Source organism: Marinobacter sp., from assembly GCF_033722195.1.
Lineage (GTDB): Bacteria > Pseudomonadota > Gammaproteobacteria > Pseudomonadales > Oleiphilaceae > Marinobacter.
Map to the genome: position 1 here is coordinate 1 of NZ_JAWVZL010000048.1, position 22,488 is coordinate 22,488.

The 22,488-nt window shown below is 63.3% G+C and carries 21 protein-coding genes; 9 read left to right on the top strand and 12 right to left on the bottom strand.

Going from position 1 to position 22,488, the window contains the following annotated elements; genetic code table 11:
* Positions 1-83 precede the first annotated feature (83 nt).
* Both R3280_RS10100 and R3280_RS10105 read left to right on the top strand, forming a co-directional pair.
* Positions 84-1,202 (top strand): glycosyltransferase family 4 protein, encoded by a 1,119-nt coding sequence (locus tag R3280_RS10100; protein ID WP_318998480.1) that lies wholly within the window; start codon positions 84-86, stop codon positions 1,200-1,202.
* A complete protein-coding gene (locus R3280_RS10105) occupies positions 1,199-2,251 on the top strand; it encodes a glycosyltransferase (protein ID WP_318998481.1) in 1,053 nt (350 codons plus the stop codon). The genes R3280_RS10100 and R3280_RS10105 overlap by 4 nt, the downstream gene beginning before the upstream one ends.
* Here R3280_RS10105 and R3280_RS10110 read toward each other — a convergent pair.
* Positions 2,209-3,030 (bottom strand): glycosyltransferase family 2 protein, encoded by an 822-nt coding sequence (locus tag R3280_RS10110; protein ID WP_318998482.1) that lies wholly within the window; start codon positions 3,028-3,030, stop codon positions 2,209-2,211. The genes R3280_RS10105 and R3280_RS10110 overlap by 43 nt on opposite strands.
* A 114-nt stretch (positions 3,031-3,144) precedes the next feature.
* On the opposite strand from R3280_RS10110, the gene R3280_RS10115 reads away from it, so the two are divergent.
* Positions 3,145-4,050 carry a lysophospholipid acyltransferase family protein gene (locus R3280_RS10115; protein WP_318998483.1) on the top strand — a complete coding sequence of 302 codons (906 nt, stop codon included), beginning with the start codon at positions 3,145-3,147 and terminating at the stop codon, positions 4,048-4,050.
* 44 nt (positions 4,051-4,094) lie between these two features.
* Positions 4,095-6,107, top strand: coding sequence for an O-antigen ligase family protein (locus R3280_RS10120; RefSeq protein WP_318998484.1), 2,013 nt, complete (start codon positions 4,095-4,097; stop codon positions 6,105-6,107).
* A 17-nt stretch (positions 6,108-6,124) separates the two neighbouring features.
* Here R3280_RS10120 and R3280_RS10125 read toward each other — a convergent pair whose 3' ends face one another.
* From R3280_RS10125 to R3280_RS10150, 6 genes are all read right to left on the bottom strand, one after another.
* Positions 6,125-6,856: an FkbM family methyltransferase gene (locus tag R3280_RS10125; protein WP_318998485.1), complete on the bottom strand. Its 732-nt coding sequence runs from the start codon at positions 6,854-6,856 to the stop codon at positions 6,125-6,127.
* The gene (locus R3280_RS10130; protein WP_318998486.1) at positions 6,853-8,115 is read right to left on the bottom strand and encodes an O-antigen ligase family protein; all 1,263 of its coding nucleotides are present in this window, start codon (positions 8,113-8,115) and stop codon (positions 6,853-6,855) included. The genes R3280_RS10125 and R3280_RS10130 overlap by 4 nt, the downstream gene beginning before the upstream one ends.
* Entirely contained in the window at positions 8,112-8,876 is a 765-nt protein-coding gene (locus R3280_RS10135) for a glycosyltransferase family 32 protein (protein ID WP_318998487.1), read from the bottom strand. The genes R3280_RS10130 and R3280_RS10135 overlap by 4 nt, the downstream gene beginning before the upstream one ends.
* Position 8,877: 1 nt before the next feature.
* The gene (locus R3280_RS10140; protein ID WP_318998488.1) at positions 8,878-9,831 is read right to left on the bottom strand and encodes a glycosyltransferase family 8 protein; all 954 of its coding nucleotides are present in this window, start codon (positions 9,829-9,831) and stop codon (positions 8,878-8,880) included.
* A 77-nt stretch (positions 9,832-9,908) separates the two neighbouring features.
* A complete protein-coding gene (locus R3280_RS10145; RefSeq protein WP_318998489.1) occupies positions 9,909-10,967 on the bottom strand; it encodes a CDP-glycerol glycerophosphotransferase family protein in 1,059 nt (352 codons plus the stop codon).
* On the bottom strand, positions 10,964-12,187 hold the full coding sequence (locus tag R3280_RS10150; RefSeq protein ID WP_318998490.1) for a glycosyltransferase family 4 protein: 1,224 nt from the start codon (positions 12,185-12,187) through the stop codon (positions 10,964-10,966). The genes R3280_RS10145 and R3280_RS10150 overlap by 4 nt, the downstream gene beginning before the upstream one ends.
* Positions 12,188-12,190: 3 nt before the next feature.
* On the opposite strand from R3280_RS10150, the gene R3280_RS10155 reads away from it, so the two are divergent.
* On the top strand, positions 12,191-12,613 hold the full coding sequence (locus R3280_RS10155; protein ID WP_318998491.1) for a hypothetical protein: 423 nt from the start codon (positions 12,191-12,193) through the stop codon (positions 12,611-12,613).
* Positions 12,614-12,619: 6 nt separating this feature from the next.
* Entirely contained in the window at positions 12,620-12,919 is a 300-nt protein-coding gene (locus R3280_RS10160; protein WP_318998492.1) for a hypothetical protein, read from the top strand.
* Between the two features lie 6 nt (positions 12,920-12,925).
* Here the strand turns inward: R3280_RS10160 and R3280_RS10165 are convergent, their stop codons facing one another.
* Positions 12,926-13,663 carry a 3-deoxy-D-manno-octulosonic acid kinase gene (locus R3280_RS10165; RefSeq protein WP_318998493.1) on the bottom strand — a complete coding sequence of 246 codons (738 nt, stop codon included), beginning with the start codon at positions 13,661-13,663 and terminating at the stop codon, positions 12,926-12,928.
* 101 nt (positions 13,664-13,764) lie between these two features.
* Here R3280_RS10165 and R3280_RS10170 point away from each other — a divergent pair, with 101 nt between their 5' ends.
* Entirely contained in the window at positions 13,765-14,799 is a 1,035-nt protein-coding gene (locus R3280_RS10170) for a glycosyltransferase family 9 protein (protein WP_318998494.1), read from the top strand.
* 12 nt (positions 14,800-14,811) lie between these two features.
* On the opposite strand, the gene R3280_RS10175 is transcribed toward R3280_RS10170, so the two are convergent.
* A complete protein-coding gene (locus R3280_RS10175) occupies positions 14,812-15,216 on the bottom strand; it encodes a DUF6165 family protein (RefSeq protein ID WP_318998495.1) in 405 nt (134 codons plus the stop codon).
* Between the two features lie 77 nt (positions 15,217-15,293).
* Positions 15,294-16,220 (bottom strand): branched-chain amino acid transaminase, encoded by a 927-nt coding sequence (locus R3280_RS10180; RefSeq protein WP_318998496.1) that lies wholly within the window; start codon positions 16,218-16,220, stop codon positions 15,294-15,296.
* A gap of 199 nt (positions 16,221-16,419) precedes the next feature.
* Here R3280_RS10180 and R3280_RS10185 point away from each other — a divergent pair, with 199 nt between their 5' ends.
* Positions 16,420-17,181, top strand: coding sequence for a substrate-binding periplasmic protein (locus tag R3280_RS10185; protein WP_318998497.1), 762 nt, complete (start codon positions 16,420-16,422; stop codon positions 17,179-17,181).
* A 6-nt stretch (positions 17,182-17,187) separates the two neighbouring features.
* Here the strand turns inward: R3280_RS10185 and glnE are convergent, their stop codons facing one another.
* Positions 17,188-20,088 (bottom strand): bifunctional [glutamate--ammonia ligase]-adenylyl-L-tyrosine phosphorylase/[glutamate--ammonia-ligase] adenylyltransferase, encoded by a 2,901-nt coding sequence (glnE, locus tag R3280_RS10190; RefSeq protein WP_318998498.1) that lies wholly within the window; start codon positions 20,086-20,088, stop codon positions 17,188-17,190.
* 94 nt (positions 20,089-20,182) lie between these two features.
* Between glnE and R3280_RS10195 the strand changes: the two genes are divergently transcribed.
* The gene (locus R3280_RS10195; RefSeq protein ID WP_318998499.1) at positions 20,183-21,349 is read left to right on the top strand and encodes an ion channel; all 1,167 of its coding nucleotides are present in this window, start codon (positions 20,183-20,185) and stop codon (positions 21,347-21,349) included.
* Here the strand turns inward: R3280_RS10195 and R3280_RS10200 are convergent.
* Positions 21,346-22,203, bottom strand: coding sequence for a CYTH domain-containing protein (locus tag R3280_RS10200; protein ID WP_318998500.1), 858 nt, complete (start codon positions 22,201-22,203; stop codon positions 21,346-21,348). The genes R3280_RS10195 and R3280_RS10200 overlap by 4 nt on opposite strands.
* Positions 22,204-22,488: the final 285 nt, after the last annotated feature.

A 22,488-nucleotide genomic window follows, 5' to 3' on the forward strand; every position in this document is an offset into this window, starting at 1 on the left:
CGGGGCCAGGAGGCCGCACCCTTGTGGGAGGCCGACAGGGCCGCCCGCTGGGTCATCCAGCGCTTCCTGGGGGGCGGCGAGCGATGAGGATCCTCCAGGTTCTGCCGGCCCTGCACAGTGGCGGTGTGGAGCGTGGCACCGTGGAATTTGCCGCCGAACTGGTGCGCCGCGGCCACGAGTCCATCGTCCTGTCCTCCGGCGGGCCACTGGCGAAACAGCTGGAAGAACAGGGCAGCACCCACATCACCCGACCGGTGCACCGCAAATCCCTGCGTTCCTTCGGTCAGATCCGCCCGGTGCGGGCGTTACTGCGCGAGTTCCGGCCCGACATCGTCCATGTGCGCTCCCGCATGCCGGCCTGGATCATCTACCTGGCCTGGCGCGGGCTGCCACCGAAGGAGCGACCGGCTCTGGTGGCCACCTTCCACGGCATGTACTCGGTCAACCCCTACAGCGCCGTGATGGCGCGGGCGCAGCAACTGATCGCGGTCTCCAACTGCGTCCGGGACTATGTGGTGGACAACTACCGGGTGGACCCGCAACGCCTCACTGTCATCCAGCGGGGCGTGGACGTGGACGGCTTTCGCAGGGCCACACTGGATCCTGGCTGGCTGGAACAGCTGCACAGCCAGCAGCCCCAGTTGCGCGGCAAACGCCTGCTGCTGATGCCGGGCCGCATCTCCCGCTGGAAAGGTCAGCTGCAGTTCCTGGAAGTCATGGCCCGCATCGTGGGACAGCGGCCGGAGTGCCACGGCCTGATAGTGGGCGGAGCGGAGCCCGGCAAGGAGCGCTTCCTGCAGGAGCTGGAGCAGCGCCGGCGCGAATTGGGGCTCAATGAGGCGGTCTCCTTCCTGGGCCAGCGCAGCGACATGGCGGAGCTCTACCTGGCGGCCGACCTGGTCTGCCACATGTCCACCAAGCCCGAACCCTTTGGCCGCACGGTCACCGAAGCCCTGGCTTCCGGGACCCCGGTGGTGGCCTTTGACCGGGGTGGCGCTGCCGAAACCCTGCGGGCCTGCTTCCCGGAAGGCCTGGTGAATCCCGATGACACCGAAGCCTTCGCCCACTGCGCCATGGCCCTGCTGGACCAGACCGAATACCGTATCCGCCTGCCCCGCCGCTTCCGCCTCGACGCCCAGGTGGAAGCCACGCTCGCGGTCTACCAGCGCGCACTGGCTGAAAGGGCCAGCGGCACCCGATGAATAGCCCTTTGCGGATTGCGCTGCTGCTGGCGACGCCAGGGTCCACCTGGGGCGGCATGGAGAAGCACACCCTGGATCTGGCCAGGCATTTGGCAGACGGTGGCCACCAGGTGCATATTCTCGCCGACCGCCGCTACCAGGCAAGGTTCGCGCCGCCTTTGCACTTCCATGCCCTGCCGGTTCACCTCAGCCGGCACCATCCCTGGCTGGGGTTTTCCCTGGGTCGCCTGCTCAGGCGTATCGCGCCTGACATTGCCCACGCCCAGGGCAACAAGGCCGCCCAACTGCTCAGCGGCCCCGCCGGCAAGAGCTGCCGGACCAGCATCGGTACCGTGCATGGCACCAAGACCTCGCACCGGGCTTTCAAGCGCCTGGACGGCGTGATCGCGGTCAGCAGCCTGATTGCAGAGAGCCTGGAACATCCCCGGGTGACGGTGATTCCCAACGGCTGCGCCGTGCCCGCCCGGAGGCCGGCAAGGCCGGATCACATGCCCCGTCCGCCCGCCGACGGCGCCCTGGTGGTTGCCGCCGGCCGGCTGGTGGCGGTCAAGGGTTTCGATAACCTGCTGAAGGCCTGGGCCGATCTGTCAACTCGGCACCGTCTGGTGATTCTGGGTGAGGGTCCGGAACGGGCAAAACTGGAGAGTCAGGCGCAGACCCTAGGCTTTCAGGACCGGGTGCTGTTCATGGGCTTTCGGGATGATGTGCCCGCCTGGCTGAGCCACGCCGATGCCTGCGTCATCAGCTCTCACCGGGAGGGCTTTCCCTACCTGATGGTGGAGGCTCTGCTGGTGACGTGTCCGGTGCTGGCCACGCCGGTCAGCGGGGTCATGGACTGCCTGCCGCACAACAGTATTGCCCGGGACAGCTCCAGCGCAGCACTCGCCAGCCTGCTGGCACACTGGCTGGACCGGATTCCAGAGCTGCGGGCGGCCCAGCAGCAGGCGTTCCAAACCGCCGCCACCACTTTGACCCTGGAGGCCATGACCACCCAGACCCTGGCGTTCTACCGCGCCTGTCTCTCCGATGCCTGTCGCTCCGACGCCTGACGCTCCAGCGCCGCCAGCATCTGCAGCTCCCGGGCCTTGGCCAGGCGCATGAAGTTCCGGTTGGCGGCCACGATGGACACGCTCAGGCCGTACCATCCGTTCAGTATCTGGCGGTGAATCAGGTAGTACTTGAGGAATTTCAGCGGGAACTCCACCACCAGCCGCGCGCCCGAAATGCGACGACCTTTCGCCGCCATGAACCGGGCCTGCTCACTGGAGAGTTTCAGGTACTTGGTCTCCATCTGCTCCAGATTGACCAGGGTCTGGTGCAGGACATCGCCGGGCATGAAGGCCACCCGGCCTGCCCTGACCCGGGGCCGGTCGTCGTTGCTGTAGGGCTCGGGCACGATCGCGGCCTTGGTGCGGTCGTACAGGCGCAGGATCTTCTTGGGCTTGTCGTGCCGGAAGGGATGCCCCGGCATGGGCTGGGACAGCACCCAGCGCATCCGGTAGCCTGCCAGGTCCGGCGGCTGGCGCCGGGCGAAGCGTTCGCAAATGTTGGCCACGAGTTTGTCGGAGAGCACCTCGTCGGCATCCAGGTCCAGCACCCAGTTGTTGCGGCAGAGGCTGGCGGCGTAGGCCTTCTGGCAGGCAAAGCCCTGCCAGGGGTGGTGGACAAAACGGGCGCCGAAGGATTCGGCAATGGCGCGAGTGCCATCTTCGCTGCCGGAATCCACCACGATGATCTCGTCCGCCAGGCCGGCCACCCTGGCCAGCGCACGGCCCAGCCGGGCTTCCTCGTTGAGGGTGATGAAATAGACCGACAGCGGTTCTGGCATCGTGCTTCCCCTGGCTGGCGCGCCGTATATTGGCAATCGGCGCCTGGATTGCGCATCATCCGGGACAGTGGTAGTTTCCTTCGCCGTTACAGACTCCAGAGGAACGGGCGCTGCATGAGAGCCCTCAAGTACTACACCATCGCCTTCCTGTTAAAGGTCGTCAGCCTGCTGCCCCTGGGAGCGGCGCAACGACTGGGGAGCCTGTTGGGCCTGCTGGGGTGGCATTGCAATACCAAGTCCCGGCAGGTCACCGAAACCAACCTCGCCATCTGCTTTCCGGAACTGGACGAACCGGCCCGCCAGCAGCTCGCCCGGGACAGCCTGCGACACACCGGTAAGACCTTAATGGAAATCCCGCTGATGTGGGAGTGGCCGGTGGAAAAATGCCTGGAACTGATTCGCGAGGTGGAAGGCCTCCACCTGCTGGACAAGGTGTTCGATGAGAAACGCGGCCTGATCCTGCTGGCGCCTCATCTGGGCAACTGGGAGCTGGCGGGGCTTTACTTCTCATCCCGCTACAGGATGGCCGCCCTGTATAGCCCGCCCCACATCCGGGAATTCGAAGAGTACATGATCAAGGTGCGCGGCCGCCTGGGCTCGGAACTGGTCCGGGGCGACCGCCGTGGCCTGGCGCGACTGGCTGGCATACTGCGGGAGGGCGGCATTGCCGGCATACTCCCGGATCAGTCGCCCCGGGGCAAGGGCAACGCCTTCGCGCCCTTTTTTGGCATGGAGGTCAAGACCATGACACTGGTCTCCAAGCTCATGCAGCGCACCGGCGCCCGGGCGCTGGTAACTTACGCCGAGCGCCTGCCCGGGGCACGGGGCTTCCGTCTGGTTATCCGGGAGACGGAACCGGGCCTGGACGACAGCAACAGCGAAACCGCCGCCACGGCTCTCAACCGCTCCATCGAGGACGCCGTCCGCCTGATCCCGGCCCAGTACCAGTGGGAATACAAGCGCCTGCGCCATCGGCCGCCCGGAGAGATCAACCCTTACAACCCGAATCGGGTGTGCTAGTGTCAAACGCCACACCAGCCACCACCAGACTCAGGTAAGCCGCCTTGTCCGACGCCTCCGTATCCCCATCGCCCGACTGGCGCAAAAATCTCGTTGCCGCCCTGCTCGCCGCCGGCCTGGCCGGCGCCCTGCTGTCCTCCAGCCTGCTGGCCGCAGCTGCCCTGCTGCTGGCCATCGCCGGGGGCTGGCTGGGTTACCGCAACACCCTGACCAGCGCGGGCTGGGAGCCCCCCAAAGAGCTGCGGCTGCTGCATTTCGGATTCTGGTTCTTCGTGCTGGTAAGTGCCTATGGCTGGGTGGTGTCCGGTTTCAGTTACGAGGCCCTCAAACCCCTCGGCACCCACGCCAGGCTGATCCTGTTCTGGCCGCTGGTGCTGGTGTTCACCTGGGCGGCGCTGGGCGCCCGCGGCCTTTTTATCACCGCCACCCTCGCGGGTCTTTCCGTACCCCTGGCTGTGGGCCTGGACTGGTTCAGCCCGGGCATGGATCTGGACCAACTGCTCGCGCGCCGGGCCGGAGGCAGCCTCAACGCCATCACCTTTGGCAACCTGGCCCTGCTCAGCGGCGTGCTGAGCCTGGTGGCCTGCGCCTATTTTGCCCGCACAGCGGCCCGGGGACTGGCCGCGCTGGCGCTGCTGGCAGCTATCCTGGCCCTCGCCGGCGCCTTGCTGTCCCAGACCCGAAGCAACCTGGTGGCATTGCCGCTGCTGTTATTCCTGCTGTTGCCCCTGGTGGGCCGCCGGCTGCGAATCCCCGCTGTTATTGCGGTAGTGGTTCTGGTGACCAGCCTGGCCCTGGCCAGTGACCGGGTCCAGGATACCCTGAGCACGCTGGCGGCGGGCAGTCCTGACGCCGGTATCCAGCTACGCCTGGTGATCTGGCAATTCGCGTGGGAACTGTTCACGGCCAACCCCGTTACCGGCGTCGGCCTGGACGGCTATGAGGTGGCGCTGCGGGCGGCTGCGGGCGACCAAGTGGTGGTCGGGGTGCTGGACTGCTGCACCGGCCACGCCCACAACGACATCCTGCATATCCTGGCGACCCGTGGGCTGCCCGGCCTGCTGAGCTGGCTGTTCCTGATTGGCCTGCCCCTGTGGCTGTTTGGCCGCTATCTGGGCACTGGCCACTGCGCGACCCGTCACCTGGCGGTGGCCGGCACGGTGGTAGCCGCCGCCTACCTGCTGTTCGGCCTGACCGAGGCCACTTTCAATCGCAGCTTGTTCATCACCGTTTACCTGGTGCTTGTTGCCGCTCTGGCCAGCGCCTTCTTCACCGAGCTCACGGCATCCTATTATCGTGACCGCAAGGTGAAAGTGTCCGCCACGGTGATCACCATGAACGAAGCGGACAACATCGGCGACTGCCTGGCCTCCGTGCGGCAGGTGGCCGACGAGATCATCGTGCTGGACAGCGGCAGCACCGACGATACGGTGGAGATCGCCCGCCGGTATGCGGACGTGGTGGAAGTGACCGACTGGCCGGGCTTTGGCATCCAGAAACAGCGGGCCCTGGACCGGGCCACCGGAGACTGGGTGCTGTCCATCGACGCCGACGAGAGAATTACCGAAGAGCTGGCCCGGGAGATCAACCACCACCTGGCGGACCCGGATGCGGACGCCTACAAGCTGCCCTGGGCGGTCACCATTTACGGCCGTCGCCTGGACTTCGGACGCAGTGGCCGCGCTCCCCTGAGACTGTTCCGGCGTGAGGGCGTGAGCTTCTCCGACGCCCTGGTACACGAGAAGATCCTGATCCCCTCGGGCCGCAAGGTGCGGACCCTGCGGGGCCGGCTGACCCACTACACTCACCGCGACTACGGCCACTCACTGGAGAAAAGCGCCAAGTATGCCTGGCTGGGAGCCCGCGAAAAGCACCGCCGCGGCAAGAAGACCCGCACCCTGATCTACCCCACCCTGCGGGGCCTGATGACCTTCGTGCAGGTCTATTTCCTGCGCTTCGGCTTCCTCGACGGCCAGGTGGGTTATCTGACGGCGGTGACCTACGCCCAGGTAACCTTCAACAAGTATGCGGGGCTGTGGACTTTGGGGCGAAAATAGCCCGCGAGCGCTTGTGGTCAAACGGTGACATCGTGCCGGATGGCGATAGCGTCGTAGCGCTCCGTCAGCACCTGGTAACCGTGTGAATTAAGCAACTGCCGCAGCTCGGAGAAGGCGGCGTCTGTCATAACCTGATCCGGCAGACCGTGTTCGAAATGAATGATGGCGGGCTGGCAGACGCTGAAATCCAGATTCCGGATGATCTCGGCATCGTAGCCCTCGGTGTCGATCTGCAGCAGGTCCAGTGGGGTCAGGTCGTAAGCCAGCACAATGTCGGCGACCGACCGGCACGGCACCTTTATTTCCTCGATGCAGTCAGCCGGCAGCTCAGGCCGGTTCAGGTGCTGACGATCAAAAGAGGCAATGCCCCGCACCCATTCCGGAAGACTGGCCTCACAGGCCTCACGAACGGCAAACAGGCTCGCACTGGTGTGAGTGTTGTGGACAGCGACGTTGATTGGCGTGATGCCGGGCCTGTGGGCGTAGATCTGCTCCAGGGCGGCATAAAGGCGGGGCACCGGCTCCACCAGAACACCGCGAAACTGATAGCGGGAGGCGTTGATGAACTCGTGAAGCGGGTCGAAGCGCACGCCGTCGTTGGCTCCGATCTGGAGGAAGCTCGCCCGCCCCTGGTTGCGCTCCAGGTAACTGGCAAGGAGGATGGCGAACAGCTGCGGATGGTGGGTGCGCTCAAGCCGGTAACGGTAGTTGAGCAACCAGCGATTCAGTTGTCGCCTCAATGCGCTCATAGTCCCCGGCCTTCCGCAGTTGCCGGGGCATCGGCAGAAACCCCATGGCGCCCTGTCAGCAGGGAAACGAAAAACAGGGGCAGCCACAGCAGCACCCAGTCCGGCGTCGGCGACGATAGCAGGCGTGCGGTATCGGTGAAGTTGACCATCACGGTCACCAGCATGACGCCGAGACCGGTAAGAGCCACCGGGCTGCGGCTCACGCCGTATAGGCGGAAGAGCCTGAACACCATGATGCCGATCGCCAGCAGCAGGAGCGTCAGAGCGAACATACCCCCTGCCAGGAAGGTCTGAAGGAACAGGTTATGGCTGTGATCAAACGCGTAACCCATGGTTTCCTTGAGTACAGAGCCGGGCGCCGTGTTGGCAAAGTCGGTGGAGGTACCCTCACCCCAGAGCCAGAAGCCCTGGCAATTGGCAAGAATGGCGCTCCATATTTCCGGGCGGTAGGAGAAGCCCCGCTGGGTCATCACCTGGTAAAGCCAGCTGTCCGGCGTCTCGCTGGCCCACCAGCCAATCCCCGCTACCAGCGCCAGCCCGCCCGCCACTGCCAGCAGTGACCACAGCCGCAACCGTGGCACCGAAATTCCCCGCGCCGCCACCGCAAGCAGCAGCATCAGGATACCGGCGATGACCGGCCCCCGGCTCTGGGAGAAGACCGCAACAGCGATCACAATGGCCGCGCTGGCAAGCACCAGAATCCGGTCCAGCCAGCGGCCGGCATTGGCCAGGCCCAGTAGTGATACGCCCATGGTCCAAAGCACCAGCAGGGTCGAAGCCCCCTGGATAGGGTGGGAAAGGAAGCCGTAGCCGGCAAGACGGGTCGAAAATTTTCCTTCCCAGAGGTAGGGAATCAGTACCGAAAGGCCGGCAAAAGCGACTGCCGACAGAAACAGCAGACCATACCGGCGGGGCTGGGCAATCCAGACGTTACCGGCGATCAGCACGCCACCCATCAGAAACAGCACCTCGATGCCCCAGCGAAACTGATCCAGGCTCTCCGAGAAACCCACCGCACTGACGAAAAAGGAGTTACAGGCCAGGTAGATAATCAGAAGCGCCAGCAGGCACGGTGCCGCTGAACGGAACTGGGCCGGCAGACCGTACCGTTTGAGGCTCCAGAGCACGCCCGGCATGACTCCGAGAAAGAAGAACACCCGGTAGAGGTCTTTCCACGGCACCAGCAGGGCAAGGAAAAGAAACGCCAGCAACGAGACATTGATCAACATCCCTGGTGACAGATCGCGGATCGACTTCACTCCTGAACTTCTCCGATTTCCACCGGCAGACCGAGCTGCTCCCTGACATTGCGCTCCAGGGCCAATGGGTCATTCTTCAGCAGCGCACCGTAGACCGAGTCGTAATTCTGCGAGTGGGTCCCGGCAAAGAGTTCACAGGAATAAATGGGGCCGGTGCCGGAGTAACGCTCACCGGAGTGGTGGATGGGCAGAAAGAAATGGCTGGGCAGGAGCGTCGCGCTGCGATCGGCGCTGGCAAACAGGGTTTCGGTAAAGGGTATCGGGCCGGTGGTGTTCCAGGCCCTGCGGCGCTTGTACTTCATTTTGTACCAGACGAACCGTCGCGCCAGGTCCCGCTGCGAGTCGAGACGATCAACCATGGCGGCCATAACGCTGTGGCCGGGCTCCGCTCCGACATAACCGTTGGCCACCAGCCCGGGTCTGACGTATTCGTTCTCCCATGCTGCGAATAGACTGCAATCAAACAACCACTCCGGCAGAGGGTTGATGCAGACCGAATCGGCATCCAGGGCGAAGCCACCTTCCTTCAGCAGTATCTCCCAGCGCATGATATCCGCCACGGCCCGGTATTCCTTGCCATGGGCCACAAACGCATCCATATGACGACGGTTGACCCAGTCACCATTGTGCCAGTCATCGTTGCCCCAGACTTTCACGGTGAAGTCCGGATGCTTGCGGCGCCAGGTATCAATGTACGCATCGGGCCGGAGGGATTCGTCTCCAACCCAGACGAAATGCAGTGTCTTGGGAATTCGGCTCACGTCAGTGGCTCCCCCGCTTCCTGTGAAAAAGCCAGACCATCAGACGGCCCAGGTACTGTGCCTGCTTGCGGAGCGAGAGTACCGCTTCCAGTTTGTCCCCCAGGTTTTCCTTTGGCCGCAGTTCTTCTGTCCATTCCAGGCTGTCGAGCAAGGCCCGGTACTCATGTTTGACGGGCGCAAAGCAGTACCAGAGCCAGGGCTTCTCGCGACCGGTGAAATGGTAGATTGCCGGATTCCGGATGGCCTCACGCAACTCGGCTTTCTCATAGCCACTGCCGGCGCTGTGGCGGTTCAATGCCTTGTAGACAGTGGCCTGCTGATTCCAGCGTGGTGGCAGGCGCGCCCAATCCTTGTGGAGTACCGCGTTGAGACTGCACTGATCCACGTAATTGAGCCGGTGGGCATTGTCGGCGGCATAGCGAACCACCTTCCGCGCAATGCCCTGCTGGCGCCAGGCATCGAGATCCATGACCAGGACACCGGAGTTGAAATACTTTGGCCGGGGGATGTCGATGGTTTTGCAGGCCGAGCGGGAAAGATCCTCCACGGCCCCCACCGGGTGGCCGGACAGATCGGTTTGCCACAGCTTGGCAATGTCATCCACCACATAGGTGTCGGCGTCGATATAGATAACCCGGTGGATATCCTCCGGCAGATACTCCGCCAGCAGGATCCGGTGGTAAACCGCATCCCCGTACCTGAGGGTCGGCAAGCCCTTGAAGGCAGTTGTGTCGGGCTGGTAAACCTTCAGGTCGCCACCGTGTCTGGTGACTTCCTCCGACAGCCGGGTGAGCCAGTGATCCGCAATATCGACCGCCACAAAGTGGAACACCGGTCGATAAGCCTGATCGAGCCGGCGCGCAGCCGACACCATCATGACCGCCGTATAGGGCAGATAGTTCTGGTCGCAACAGGCGGCGATGTGCAGGTCGGTCTTCTGGCTCTTGACTACCATGACTTGTCGTTCCATTCACTGACGTTTGATCCGTCGACACGAGGTCGCGTGCGGCCGGCGCAGGGGGGCATAGCATCTCAACGCTTCAACTCCCGGACCAGGCGGCGACGCACCTTCCACTTGCGCAACAGGTTGAGCGGCTTTCGGGCGGGCCTGCCCATCTCCCCGGCAAGGAAGGCTTCAGCCGCATCCAGTACTCGGGCACTGGACTTGCCATCCTGGAAACTGTGCAACTCAAGGCAGAGACGACGGGCCTCCGCCAGCAGGTTCTCAGGGCGACCTGCCGCCTGTTCGAGTGCCGCTTCTACATCCTCGATCCGATCAACGTCAATCAGGTAGGGCCCCGGCATCTTGGTCCGGAAGGTCACCACGGGACGATCCAGGAACATGAATTCAAACATGATGGAGGAGGTGTCACACAACATCAGGTCCGCCTCCGGCAGGATGTCGAGCAGATCCGCGTCACTCTCGACAAAACGCAGCCCCGGCCCCTGCATTCGCCGGTACCGGGCCACCACATCCGAATCCATCTTGGGATGTAACGTCACGATAAATCGCCAGCGACCGCTATTGGCCAGATGTTCGATGGTGTCCGCCAGTTGCGGTGCCGAGGTGACCGAGCGGCTGAAGGTGGACGCGTAAAATACAGTTGGCGGCTCACCTGGCCCCCGCTGTCTTTCCCCGGCCTGCCCCCGGGCCAGTAACGGATCCAGCTTTGGCCAGCCGGTCTTGGCGACACGGAAATGGCCATGCTGTTCGGCCAGTTGCTGAAACTTGGCAGTATCCTTGTCGGCGTGGGTACAGTAGAGGTCAAACCAGCCACGGATCTTGTAGTGATCGCTCTCGGCCTCACTACTGTGACCGCGCTTGTTCCTGGCCATGCCGTGGAAGACCTCAACCTTGATGCCGGGGAAGAAATAAGGCACCCAGTCGCCGGGCACAAAGGTGGCATCCGCCTGATAGTCCATCACCTCCGCCACGGTCGCAAGCCGCTTCTCATCCGGGCGCAGCGGCGCCGTTGAGCAACCAGCCACGAACCAGGCCGCCTGGTCCCCACGGCGGCGGATTTCTTCCTGCAGGGGCCGGAGAATGGAGTAGGAATAGGGCTGGTTCACGAAGAAAAGGTACCGCTTCATGACGTCAACTCCGCCTTGAGTTCCTGGTACAGCTCTGCCGTTTCCCGCACCGTGGTGCGGGCATGGAACGCTTCCTCGATCCGGCGCTGGCCACGCCGGCCCATTGACGCAGCCTTGTCGGGGTCATCGGCCAGTCGCGACATGGCATTGGCGAGCGCCTGGGGGGCGCGTACAGGCACAACCAGACCTTCCTGTCCGTCGCGCACCAGCTCGGGCATGCCGCCGGCTTCGGTTACCACCACGGGGCGCTGGTAGGCCATGGCCTCAATCACCACCCGCGGCAAACCCTCACTTTCCGATGGCAGGACCATGGCGTCACAAGCTGCCGCAATCTGCGGTGCGTTTTTGCGAAAACCCGCCAAGCGGATGCGGCCGGCATGGCGGCATTGCTCAATCTGAGCCTTGAGCTCGGCATTGCCTTTCAGGTCGCCGACCAGCAGAAGATGGACAGGACTTTCATCGGGAATCAGATCCATGGCCTCTATCAGCGTCCGGAAGCCCTTACCCGGCCGGTCGCGACCGATACAGCAAAACACGAAGGCCTCCGGCGGAAAGCCGAACTCGCCAAGATCCGCGGCCGGCGCCGTGTACCAGGCCAGATCGTGCCCCTTGTAGATCCGCGTGAGACGCTGAGCAGGCAGTCGCCACCAGAGGAATCTCAGATTCTCGAAATAGGCTTTGACAGCATCGGAGACACAGACAATACGATTGAGTCTCGGGTTCAGGAACGTCAGCCAGGATTCCGGATTGAGAAAGCTGACATTACCGATCACCCCGCGGTAGGCCACAACGGCAACCTTGCGGCCGCGGCTGGCCCTCAGTGAGCAGGCCAGCGCCCTGGGGTTGAAGCAATGGATCACATCGGTTTCGCGCTCATCGAGGAGCCGGCGGAGCGTGGCTGTGCCTTCTTTGTCGAAACGGCCCTGGAGCCTGATCCGGGCGGCGACGATGCCGGCCTCCTCAAGTGCCCTAAAATTGGGGCCCTCGGGGTTGCAGGCAACGCGCAGATCGATACCCGCCCGATGAAGGCCGAGAATCAGCTGGGTTTCAGCAAGGTCACATTTGTCCGTGACCACCAGCACACTGGGTTGCAACTCTGACATCCTCTCTCGATCCGGCAAATTCACTAACATCCATTGGTAATACTTGGTATCTTTCAGGTCCGCAACACGCAGGTGCCCCTGCACACCTGACCCGATGGATTGGCGGCAGCGAAGCATACCATGAGCGAAACATCCCACAAGAATCCGACTTGGCAGCAGGCGGAAATCGACTTTCTACTGCGAAATGGCATCGTGTCGCGGCCGCAGCAGTTGCAGGAATTCAACCACGTCAAATCCCGCTGGGTATACCGGACCCTGCGCGAAGTTCTGCTCACGCCCTCGGGACACGTGCTCAAACGCTTCACCCACTTTCCCGGTCGCCGCGACCATCGGCGAGTCTGGCTCCGAGAGCATGCCGCACTGACCCGGCTCGAGGGCTTTTCCGCTCCGAAGAGTCTTGGCTTCATTACCGTCAGACATGCCGACGCCAAATGCACCAGCGTACTCTACGCGAGGGAAATGATTCCCGATCGACCGATTGGACGCGTCGATGACACCGTGCTGGAAAAGATTGCCGAACTGCTGGCACAGTTCCACCACTGAGGGGTGGTGACCCTGGATCCCCAACCGGACAACTTCATCGTGCCGGAAAAGGATCCTGATAGCATTGCCTTCATCGACTTTGGCCGGTCCCGTTTTTTCCGGCCGGGAAGCCTGCTGATGCTTGTGCACATTGGCAAGGAGTTTCACCGCCTGCGCATCGAGGCCGGCCTCGACCAGACCCTCTTTGACCGCTTCCTCACTGCCTATTTCTCCGCGGCGCAGCTTTCCCCGTGGCAGGAGCGCCTGGTTCGGGCCAGCTATCGCTTCTGGCGCAAACGCCACGGGCGCAAGTACGGCGGACAGTAGTTCAGCCTATCGCGTACTCGCCCCTGACCCGCCTTCGTAACCGGTCAGGAAAGCCTGCCAGAGCCGGTCGCCCTCGACGGACCAGAACCCGAACAATTTGGCGCAGGAACGCTTCAGACGCTCCAGGTTCGCCATCCGCCAGCGGCCGCCGCCCTGAGCAGACGGGTGCAGCCTGCATCGGTCGAAATCAATGAGATAGACACGGCCATCATCGACGAGGATGTTGTGACAGTTGAGGTCAACATGATCCAGCCCCGCGTCGTGAAACTGGCGGATCACCTCACCGGTCCTTACCCAGAGACTGCTTTTCTCCGCACCGGGGTGCTCCGCCAGAGCACAAACGCCCGTCAAGCGCTCCACCAGTATTCTTGCCTGATAGGTCAGAGGAGAGATCCGGCGGTAATAGGCCGCGGCCGGGGCGGGTACCGGCAGGCCAAGCGAGGCAAGCTGGGCCGTGAGGCGATACTCGGCGAATGACCTGACCGAGGACTCCCCGGCGTAGATATAATTCTGCTCCGAGAGCGAGGCCACCAGGCCGCCGCGCCGATATTCCCGGAGCACCATCGGGCCGTGCTCGGATTCTACGAACCAGGCACCGCCACGACCACCTTCGGCCACCGGCCGGGCGTTGTCTCCCCAGTACCGCGGATCGAACCACTGCTCGGAAATCCGGTTCGCCAAAGACGGTGTTACCAGAATCCCGGAGCGGACACCGGCAATATAGACCTCAGACTGAGCCGTCACCTTATGCCGAACCCCATGTAATTAAGGTAGAATCTGGCGCAGTCTATCAGTCTTGGTCCACAAAGCCCTAGTCGCCGACAACCCCAAAGGACACTTCCGGTTTGCTCACCTCAATCTGCATCCTGCGCCTCTCCGCCCTGGGCGATGTTACCCACGTGGTTCCTGTTGTGCTGTCGCTGCAGCAGCAACTGCCCCAGGCCCGCATCACCTGGGTAATCGGCAAGCTGGAAGCCAAACTGGTGGGCGATCTGCCCGGGGTGGAGTTCATCATCTTCGACAAAAAGGCCGGGCTGGCGGGCTATCGTGAGCTGCGCAAAAAGATGAAGGGCCGGCGGTTCGATGCGCTGCTGCACATGCAGGTGGCCTTCCGGGCCAACCTGGCGGCGGCCCTGATTCCGGCACCCGTCAAGGTGGGCTATGACCGCCTGCGGAGCAAGGACCTCCACAGCCTGTTCATCAACCGGCGCATACCACCGGCCTCCGGTCAGCATGTACGGGACTGCCTGGCCAGTTTCCTGGTTCCGCTGGGCCTGAAACCGGCGCCGCCGAAGTGGCAGATTCCGCTGCCCGAGGATGCTCATGCCTTCGCGCGCCAGCATCTGGATCCGGACCGGCGCAACCTGGTGATCAGCCCCTGCGCCAGCCATCCATTGCGAAACTGGCCTGCCGAGCGTTATGCCGCCCTGGCGGATCATGCCAGCCGGGAGCACCGCATGAAGGTGCTGCTGGTCGGCAGCCCGGCGCCCTCGGAGCTTGCCTACTGCGAGCAGATCGAAAAAGCCATGGCGGAGCCGGTCACCAACATCTGCGGCAAGGATACCCTCAAACAGCTGACGGCCCTGCTGGCCGGAGCCGACCTTGTGGTGGCGCCGGATACCGGCCCGGCCCACATCGCCAGCGCCATGGGCACCGATGTGCTGGGCATTTTCGCCGCCAGCAACCCTTACCGCTCCGGCCCCTACAATTCGCTGCAATGGTGCGTGAATCGCTACCCCGAGGCCCTGCAAAAATTCACCGGCAAGACGGTGTCACAGGCCCGCTGGGGCGCCAAGGCGGAATTCGAGGGGGCGATGGAGCTGGTGACCGTGGCGGACGCCACGGCCATGCTGGATCGGTGGGTAGCAGCGCAGGCCTGACTGTGCCGGCGTTTATTTGCGTGCGGTGTAGTCCTGGTAGGACTTCTCTTCCACGTAGCGGGAGCCCAGCGCCAGGTTGATTTCCTTCTTGATGGCGGCGCGCCGGTCGTTCCTGAAATAGACCGAACGGGCCAGCTCGATAAAGCGGGGGCCGAAATCCTGTGCGGCTTCCTGGTCGCGGATGTCGTCCTCGATCACCCAGAGCTCCTCGTTGACCGCTTTCAGGCGCTCGCGGGCGTCCGCGATGGCAGCCTGGTCCGGCACCGAACGATTCCAGGTCTCGGTCAGCTCTTCCAGCTCGGTGCGTACGTTCTTGAGCTTTTCCGGGTCCTTGATGCGCTCGGACTTGATCTCGAGGATGGTGATCTTGTCCAGCACCTCGCCAAAGGATACCGGTACGGTGATTACGTCAGCCATGGCGTGCTCTGGCTCCAGTCAGATGGGGGTGACAGCGGGTTGGCGTCTGAAACCACCAACCCGCCCAATCAGGTGTGTCAGGCCCGGACGTAGGACAGCCAGCCCTGGTTGGCTTCCCGCTTGCCCTTGACCGCGTCGAAGTACATGCCCTGCAGCTTCTCGGTCAGCGGACCGCGCTTGCCGGCGCCGATGGTGCGGCCGTCCAGTTCACGGATGGGCAGAACCTCGGCGGCGGTGCCGGTGAAGAAGGCCTCGTCGGCGATGTAGACTTCGTCGCGGGTGATGCGGCGCTCACGTACCGGCACGCCCAGCTCCTTGCAGAAGTCAAGGATGGTCTGGCGGGTGATGCCTTCCAGGCAGGAAGTCAGTTCCGGTGTGTGCAGCACGCCATCCCGCAGGATAAAGATGTTCTCGCCGGAGCCTTCCGCCACGTAGCCTTCGTTGTCCAACAGCAAGGCTTCCTCACAGCCGCTGGCGATGGCCTCGTTAAGGGCCAGCATGGAATTGATGTAGTTGCCGTTGGCCTTGGCCTTGCACATGGTGATGTTGACATGGTGCCGGGTGTAGGACGAGGTACGGACCTTGATCCCCAGCTCCTTGGCTTCCGGCGACATGTAGGACGGCCAGCTCCAGGCGGCAATCATCAGGTGCACCTTGAGGTTGTCCGCCCGCAGGCCCATGCCCTCCGAGCCCAGGAACACCATGGGGCGCAGGTAGGCTTCGTCCAGGTTGTTGTCCCGTACGGCCTGCAGCTGGGCCTCGTTGACCTGCTCCTTACTGAACGGCATCTCCATGTTGAGGATATGCGCGGAGCGGAACAGCCGGTCAGTGTGCTGCTGCAGGCGGAAAATGGCCGGCCCCTTGGCGGTGTTGTAGGCCCGCACGCCCTCGAAGCAGCCCAGACCGTAATGCAGGGTGTGGGTCAGCACGTGAACCTTGGCGTCGCGCCAGGGCACCATTTCACCATCCAGCCAGATCAGGCCATCACGATCTGCCATTGACATTGTCTTTGCTCCTAAAGCAGGCATAGTGCGAAAACCGGCATTCTAGCAGGAAATATCCCGGGGACGAAGGGGCCCTTGCCTACCGATCACGCGGGTTTACACACAGCCAGAATGACTATACTGGGGGTAGCAGAGCCCCTGGCTGCAGCCTTTGTTCGCAGCAGGAGAAATCCCTTAAGATTCAGCGAGCCAAGCTTTTATGACCCAACCCTTCCGGTATCTGGTGACCGTGTTTCTGATGTTCCTTGCCCCGAGCCTCTGGGCGGTACAGGAAGCCGTCGAGATGGAGGGCGCCACCCCCAGGAAGCCCGCGGTGTTTGTGGTACCCGAGATAGCCCCCTGGGGCTACCGATCCGAGAGCGGCGAGCCGGCGGGCATTGTGGTTGCCCTGGTGGACCGCATGGCGGAACTGGCGGACGTACCTGTCCGATACCAGTTGCGGCCCCACAAGCGCGCCCTGACGGAGCTGGAGTCCGGCAGCGCCGATTTTGCCACGCTGTTCCGCAGCCCCCGCAGCGAGGCGGCAGGCATTGCCATCGCGAAGCTCTTCGATACCCGCATTGTGCTGACCACGCTGCCAGACCAAAGCATCATGGGCCTGGAGGATCTGGCCGGCAAATCGGTCGCCTACGTGGAGGGCACCTACTACGGCGAGCCGTTCGCCGACAAGCCGGAGGCGGAAAAGGTGACGGTAAAAGGCCCAAAGCAGGGCCTGGATCTGGTGGACCGGGGCCGGGTCGCAGCCCTGATCAGCTTCGACGCCATCCTTGAACGGGTGATCTATGCCAGCGGCCACGAGGCTTCGGATTTTCGCAGTCATGCCATCAGTGAGGGCATGGACGGCACCCTGTTCATCTCCCGCAAGTCGGATCTCACCGACTACATTCCGCTGTTCCAGAAGGCCATCGAGCAGATGAAGGCCAACGGCGAAATCGTCGATCTGATCCGCTCGGCGCCCTGACCCGGGTCAGCGGGCCGCCAGCATGACCTGGTCCCACATGCCGGCGATGTAGTCCCGCTCAGCCTGGAAACTGCCGGCCGCGACCTGGCTGTTGAGGTTCTGCAGGGCCCGCCGATGGATGGTGGAGCGAAGGGTGATGTAGGCCTCCCGCAGCTGCTCGGTGTCCGCCACCGCCATGATCCCGGCCCGGCCCAGCTCCTCCATCTGCCGGATATTGTCGGACCACTGGGTCAGCTCCGGGTGCTTATGACTGTGGGCCAGCATCAGGTACTGGACCATGAATTCGATATCGATGATGCCGCCGCGATCATGCTTGAGATGGAAGACCTCCGGCTCGCCGGCGGTTTCCGGCGTACCGAGACTGGCCCGCATGCGCTCCCGCATGGTTACCACTTCTTCCCGGAGAGCGTCCGGATCCCGCTCCTTGCAAAGCACCTGGTGGCGTATGGCCTCGAACTCGGTCAGGGTATGGCCGGCGCCCGCCACCCCGCGGGCCCGGGCCAGGGCCTGATGCTCCCAGGTCCAGGCGTCCTCGCGCTGGTACTTCTCGAACGCCGGCAGGGTGCTGACCAGCAGCCCGGAATTGCCGGAGGGGCGCAGGCGCATGTCCACTTCGTAAAGCTGCCCGGAGGGAGTCTGGGTGCTGAGGATATGGACAATGCGCTGGCCCAGGCGGGTAAAGAACACAGCGTTATCGATGGAGCGGTCGCCGTCGGTTGATTGCTGAGGGTCCGCCGAGTGCACGAAAACCAGGTCCAGATCCGAGGTATAGCCCAGCTCGATACCGCCGAGCTTGCCGTAACCCACGACAGCGAAGTCGAGATCACAGGGTGAGCCGTCCGACCGACGGGGGTAGCCGTGACGGCTCACCAGGTTGGCGTAGGCCACGGTGACTACATGGTCCAGCACCACCTCGGCGATCCAGGTCAGGTAATCGCTCACTTTCATCAGCGGCAGCGTCCCACGCAGCTCCGAGGCCGCCACCCGCAGAATATGGGCCTTCTTGAAGTGACGCAGGGACTCCATCTGCTCCTCAAGATCCTCATAGGGAATCCGCAGCATCTGCTGGCGCAGATCGTCCTGCAGCTCACTCTTGGCGGGTGGGCTGTACAGATTCTGGGCGTTCAGCAGCTCATCCAGCAGCAGTGGGGTTTCCGCCAGTTGCTTGGCGATCCAGGGGCTGTCACTGCACAGCCTCACCAGCTGGCTGCAGGCGCCGGGGTTTTCCAGCAGGAGCACCAGGTAGGCTGTCCTCCGCAGAACCGCCTCCACCAGCTGCAGCACACGGGCCAGGGTTCGGGAGGGGCACTCCACTTCGTTCAGGGCCAGCAGCAGCATGGGCATGAACTGGTTGAGCCGGCGCCGGCCCTGGGTCTGCATGGTCTGCACCGGCCGGCCGTTGCGCAGCAGATTCAGCGCTTCCAGGCTGGCGGCGGGATCCTCGTAGCCGTGCTCCTGCAGCCAGGCCAGGGCGGCGTCCTCGTCCATCTCACCCAGCCAGAGTTCCTGCCAGGCTTCATCAGGGCCGTTCTCCTCCTGCTCCTCGTCCTCCAGGGCTATGATGTTGGCAAAGTGGTGGGCGACCCGGTCCCGGTGATGGTCCAGGGCGGCCATGAAGCTGTCCCAACTGTCGTACTCCATGATCAGCGCGACCCGGTCCCGCATGGCGGGCTCATCCGGAAGCAGCTGGGTCTGCTGGTCGTTGATGCCCTGCAGGGCATGCTCCAGGTTACGCAGGAACACGTAGGCCTGGCGCAGTTCCTCCACCACCTCCGGCGGCAACAGGTCCAGCTTTTCCAGCTCCGGCAGGATATTGAGCAGTTCGCGCTGCTGCAGCTCCCTGTCGCGACCACCCCGGATCAGCTGGAAAGCCTGCACCACGAACTCGATTTCCCGGATACCGCCACGGCCAAGCTTGATGTTGTTTTCCAGGCCCTTGCGCCGCACCTCCCGGTTGATCATCGATTTCATGCTGCGCAGCGACTCGAAGGCACTGAAGTCGATGTACTTGCGATACACGAACGGACGCAGGCTCTCCATCAGCACCGCCCCCGCTTTCTGGTCACCGGCCACCACTCTGGCCTTGACCATGGCGTACCGCTCCCAGTCCCGCCCCTGGTCCTGGTAGTAGGTTTCCAGGGCGGCAAAACTCAGCGCCAGCGCGCCGCTCTGGCCGTAGGGCCGCAGCCGCATGTCCACCCGGAACACGAAACCGTCCGCGGTCATCTGGTCAAGCGCCTGGATCAGGCGCTGGCCGAGGCGGATGAAGAACTGCTGGTTGTCCAGGGCGCGGCGGCCACCGCGGGTTTCACCCTTGCCGGGAAAGGCAAAGATCAGGTCGATGTCGGAGGACACGTTGAGTTCCCGCCCACCCAGCTTGCCCATCCCCAGCACGATCATCGGCTGCGGCGCCGGCTCGCCGGTCACGGCATCTGGGCCCCAGGGCGTGCCGAACTGGTGGCAGGAATCCTCGTAGAGCCAGTCCAGTGCGCCCTGGATGCAGGTGTCCGCCAGCGCGCTGGTGGCCGCCAGGGTTTCGTCCAGGTCCGACCAGCGCATGAGGTCGCGCCAGATGATGCGGAACTGGGTTTCCTGACGGAACCGCCGCAGGGCCCGATGCAGCGCCGCCTCGCTGTCCACGTCCTGCAGGTAATCCTGCCAGCGGCCGGCCAGGAATTCCGGAGTAGTGGGTTCGGACAGCGGTCGCGCCTTGACCAGCCGCTCCACGGCCTCCGGATGACGCACCAGCTGTTCCTTCAGGAAGGTGCTACGGGCCATGCCCTGGACCCGATCCGCCTCCTTGAGGTCAAGCCAGTCGGCCCCTCGGCCGGCCTCCCGAAGCGCGGACCAGGCCTCGGCGACCTCACTCTGGAGGGACTCGGGAAGGGCCAGCCATGGCTCGGTCATAACGCAAACCTCTGTGTCTCTGTTATATTTCGCGTACTGTATACCGAACCGGTGGATGTCTCCACCAACCCATCCGTAACCAACGCAGCGCGCCATGCTAGGAAATCGTCAGGCACTGAATCCAGAACACCAGCTCTCGCACCTGCCTATGGCGGGGATCATCCGGAGCCGACTGAAACGTCTTTTCATTGCGCTGGGCGTGCTGGTCCTGCTCCAGGTCATCGTGCTGACACTGGCCGAGGACCTCACGGTCTTCGAGGCGGCGTACCTGACCATGACCACGCTGACCACCGTTGGCTACGGCGATTTCGTGCCCAAAACCACCATCGGCCGGGTCAGCACCATGGTGGTGATGTACGTGCTGGCCATTACGCTGTTGACGCTGATCATCAGCGACTTCATCGAGTATCGTTTCTATCGCCGTGAACGCATGGTTTCAGGACGCTGGATATACCCCATGAAAAACCACATCGTGATCATCAATACCCCTCGTCAGGGTGGCGAGCAGTATTTCCACCGAGTCGCTTCTCAGCTCCGCCAGATGCCCTCCTATGAGACGGTACCTATCCAGATTCTGACCCAGCAATACAGCAGCGGTCTGCCGCCGGAGTTGAAGGATGAGGGTCTGACCCACTACCACGGCGCCGGCAGCGACCCGAGGGCGCTAAAGGCGGTTCATATCGCTGATGCCCGCCATATCCTGCTGCTGGCACCGGACGAAGCGGAACCCGAGTCGGACAGCCTGACCTTCGACATCGCCCATCGCCTGAGCGAGCTCAAACTGGCGCACCGGGTGACCGTCGAGTGTGTTCGTGATGAAAATCGGGCCCGCTTCAAGGCGCTGGGGGTGCAGACCATCATCCGCCCGGTCCGAACCTACCCGGAAATCATGGTGCGCGCGGTGGTGTCGCCGGGTACCGAGAAAGTGCTGGAGGACCTGTTCAACTACCAGCAGGATCACCCCCACCGCTACGAGCTATCGCTGGACGACCTCACCTGGTCCGATATCGTCTCTGCCCTGATCCGGGATGGCATTGGCACCGCGCTGGCCTACATCGATCTGGATGGCGAAGTGGTCTGCCACCCGGACCCGAAGGGCGAAGTCGAAGGCAAAGGCCTGATCGTGCTGGTGAAATCCCAGGAAACGCCTGGCGTGGAAGTGGTGGAGGAGGCCCTCGAACGCCATCGTCAGTTTATCCGCAAATGGCACGACATGCAGAAGCGGGCTGGCAATGACGTCCTGGAGCAAAATGATCGCTAGGCGTCGTTGCTCGGCGCCACCAAAGCCAGCTGAAATCGCCCCAGCCGCGAATCACTGAACGGGTCTCCACCGGTATCCCCGGCCATCCGCTCCCGCAGCCACTGCCAGTCCGCCAGCACGTCCTGTTCCCTGGCCCTGTCTTCCAGGGCCGCCATGGCATCAAGCACCGCTGCCATGCCCTCTCCCGTCAGCCAGAGTCGGCCCAGAGCCCGGTTGAATTCATTGCAAGGGTCACTCTCACGGCCTTTCGGCGGTAGTGCCAGCCCGGCCAGGTAATAGCCCTGCTCGGCTTTGCTGATGGGATTGAGGAACATCGCCGCCTCGGCAGCCAGCCGCCGGGCCCAGACCAGCAACTGTGACTCGGCGCCGGCCTTGAGCTCCAGCTCCAGCTCGTGCAGGGCACGCTGCTGGGCGCCGGCAATGATACGACCACTGTCAAACGCGCATTCGATGCGGGCCAGGCCATCGTCTAGGATCACCGGACGGCGCTCGAAATTGGTCTCGAAGACGGGCGTCAGGTCCGCGAGGGGGAGCCGGCCGGCAATTGGTGTCTCTTTCAGCAGCTCGGTATCCAGCCTGGCGCTGGGCAGCGGCCATTCCCATTCCTCGCGCCGGTGGGCGCCGTTGACCAGCTCGCCCCGGGTTTTCAGGGTCTGGATGAATTCACCGCCCACCTGGCGCACGCGCAAAGCGGCCTTGAGGCGGGCCAGATCCGTCGAGGGCGTGTCGTAATAAATATTGACCAGGGTCTGGGCGGGGGCGGCTTCCGCCGGGGCGTGCATCAGCAGCCAATTATGGGCCCGCTTCTGGGCGGCGGGCGACAGGGTCAGCTTGATTTCAAGCTCTTGCGGCATGGGAAGGCTCCGGAGGTCTGTTTGACGCCCCGTTATGGTAGCAAAACACCGGTGTCAGAACCGGGACACCAGCCTATCCGCCGACTTTCGGGCATAAAAAAACCGGCGACCCGAGGGTCGCCGGCTTGTTTACTGACTTCTGATCAGACTGAGTCTGGATTAGAAGTAGTAGGTGGCACCTACAGCCAGGTCGGTCTTGTCGTCCTGGTTCAGGCCCTGGTAGTCATCACCAGTACCCAGGTAGCCTTCCACGTAGACGTACATGTGGTCAGACAGGTTGTGCAG

Bases quoted from the DNA above. Each gene is read 5' to 3' on its own strand.
- R3280_RS10125 (WP_318998485.1), bottom strand. From the start codon at position 6,856: ATGAGCGCATTGAGGCGACAACTGAATCGCTGGTTGCTCAACTACCGT.
- R3280_RS10145 (WP_318998489.1), bottom strand. From the start codon at position 10,967: ATGAAGCGGTACCTTTTCTTCGTGAACCAGCCCTATTCCTACTCCATT.
- R3280_RS10105 (WP_318998481.1), top strand. From the start codon at position 1,199: ATGAATAGCCCTTTGCGGATTGCGCTGCTGCTGGCGACGCCAGGGTCC.
- R3280_RS10140 (WP_318998488.1), bottom strand. From the start codon at position 9,831: ATGGTAGTCAAGAGCCAGAAGACCGACCTGCACATCGCCGCCTGTTGC.
- R3280_RS10155 (WP_318998491.1), top strand. From the start codon at position 12,191: ATGAGCGAAACATCCCACAAGAATCCGACTTGGCAGCAGGCGGAAATC.
- R3280_RS10175 (WP_318998495.1), bottom strand. From the start codon at position 15,216: ATGGCTGACGTAATCACCGTACCGGTATCCTTTGGCGAGGTGCTGGAC.
- R3280_RS10150 (WP_318998490.1), bottom strand. From the start codon at position 12,187: ATGCTTCGCTGCCGCCAATCCATCGGGTCAGGTGTGCAGGGGCACCTG.
- R3280_RS10185 (WP_318998497.1), top strand. From the start codon at position 16,420: ATGACCCAACCCTTCCGGTATCTGGTGACCGTGTTTCTGATGTTCCTT.
- R3280_RS10180 (WP_318998496.1), bottom strand. From the start codon at position 16,220: ATGTCAATGGCAGATCGTGATGGCCTGATCTGGCTGGATGGTGAAATG.
- R3280_RS10110 (WP_318998482.1), bottom strand. From the start codon at position 3,030: ATGCCAGAACCGCTGTCGGTCTATTTCATCACCCTCAACGAGGAAGCC.
- R3280_RS10195 (WP_318998499.1), top strand. From the start codon at position 20,183: ATGCTAGGAAATCGTCAGGCACTGAATCCAGAACACCAGCTCTCGCAC.
- glnE (WP_318998498.1), bottom strand. From the start codon at position 20,088: ATGACCGAGCCATGGCTGGCCCTTCCCGAGTCCCTCCAGAGTGAGGTC.
- R3280_RS10200 (WP_318998500.1), bottom strand. From the start codon at position 22,203: ATGCCGCAAGAGCTTGAAATCAAGCTGACCCTGTCGCCCGCCGCCCAG.
- R3280_RS10100 (WP_318998480.1), top strand. From the start codon at position 84: ATGAGGATCCTCCAGGTTCTGCCGGCCCTGCACAGTGGCGGTGTGGAG.
- R3280_RS10115 (WP_318998483.1), top strand. From the start codon at position 3,145: ATGAGAGCCCTCAAGTACTACACCATCGCCTTCCTGTTAAAGGTCGTC.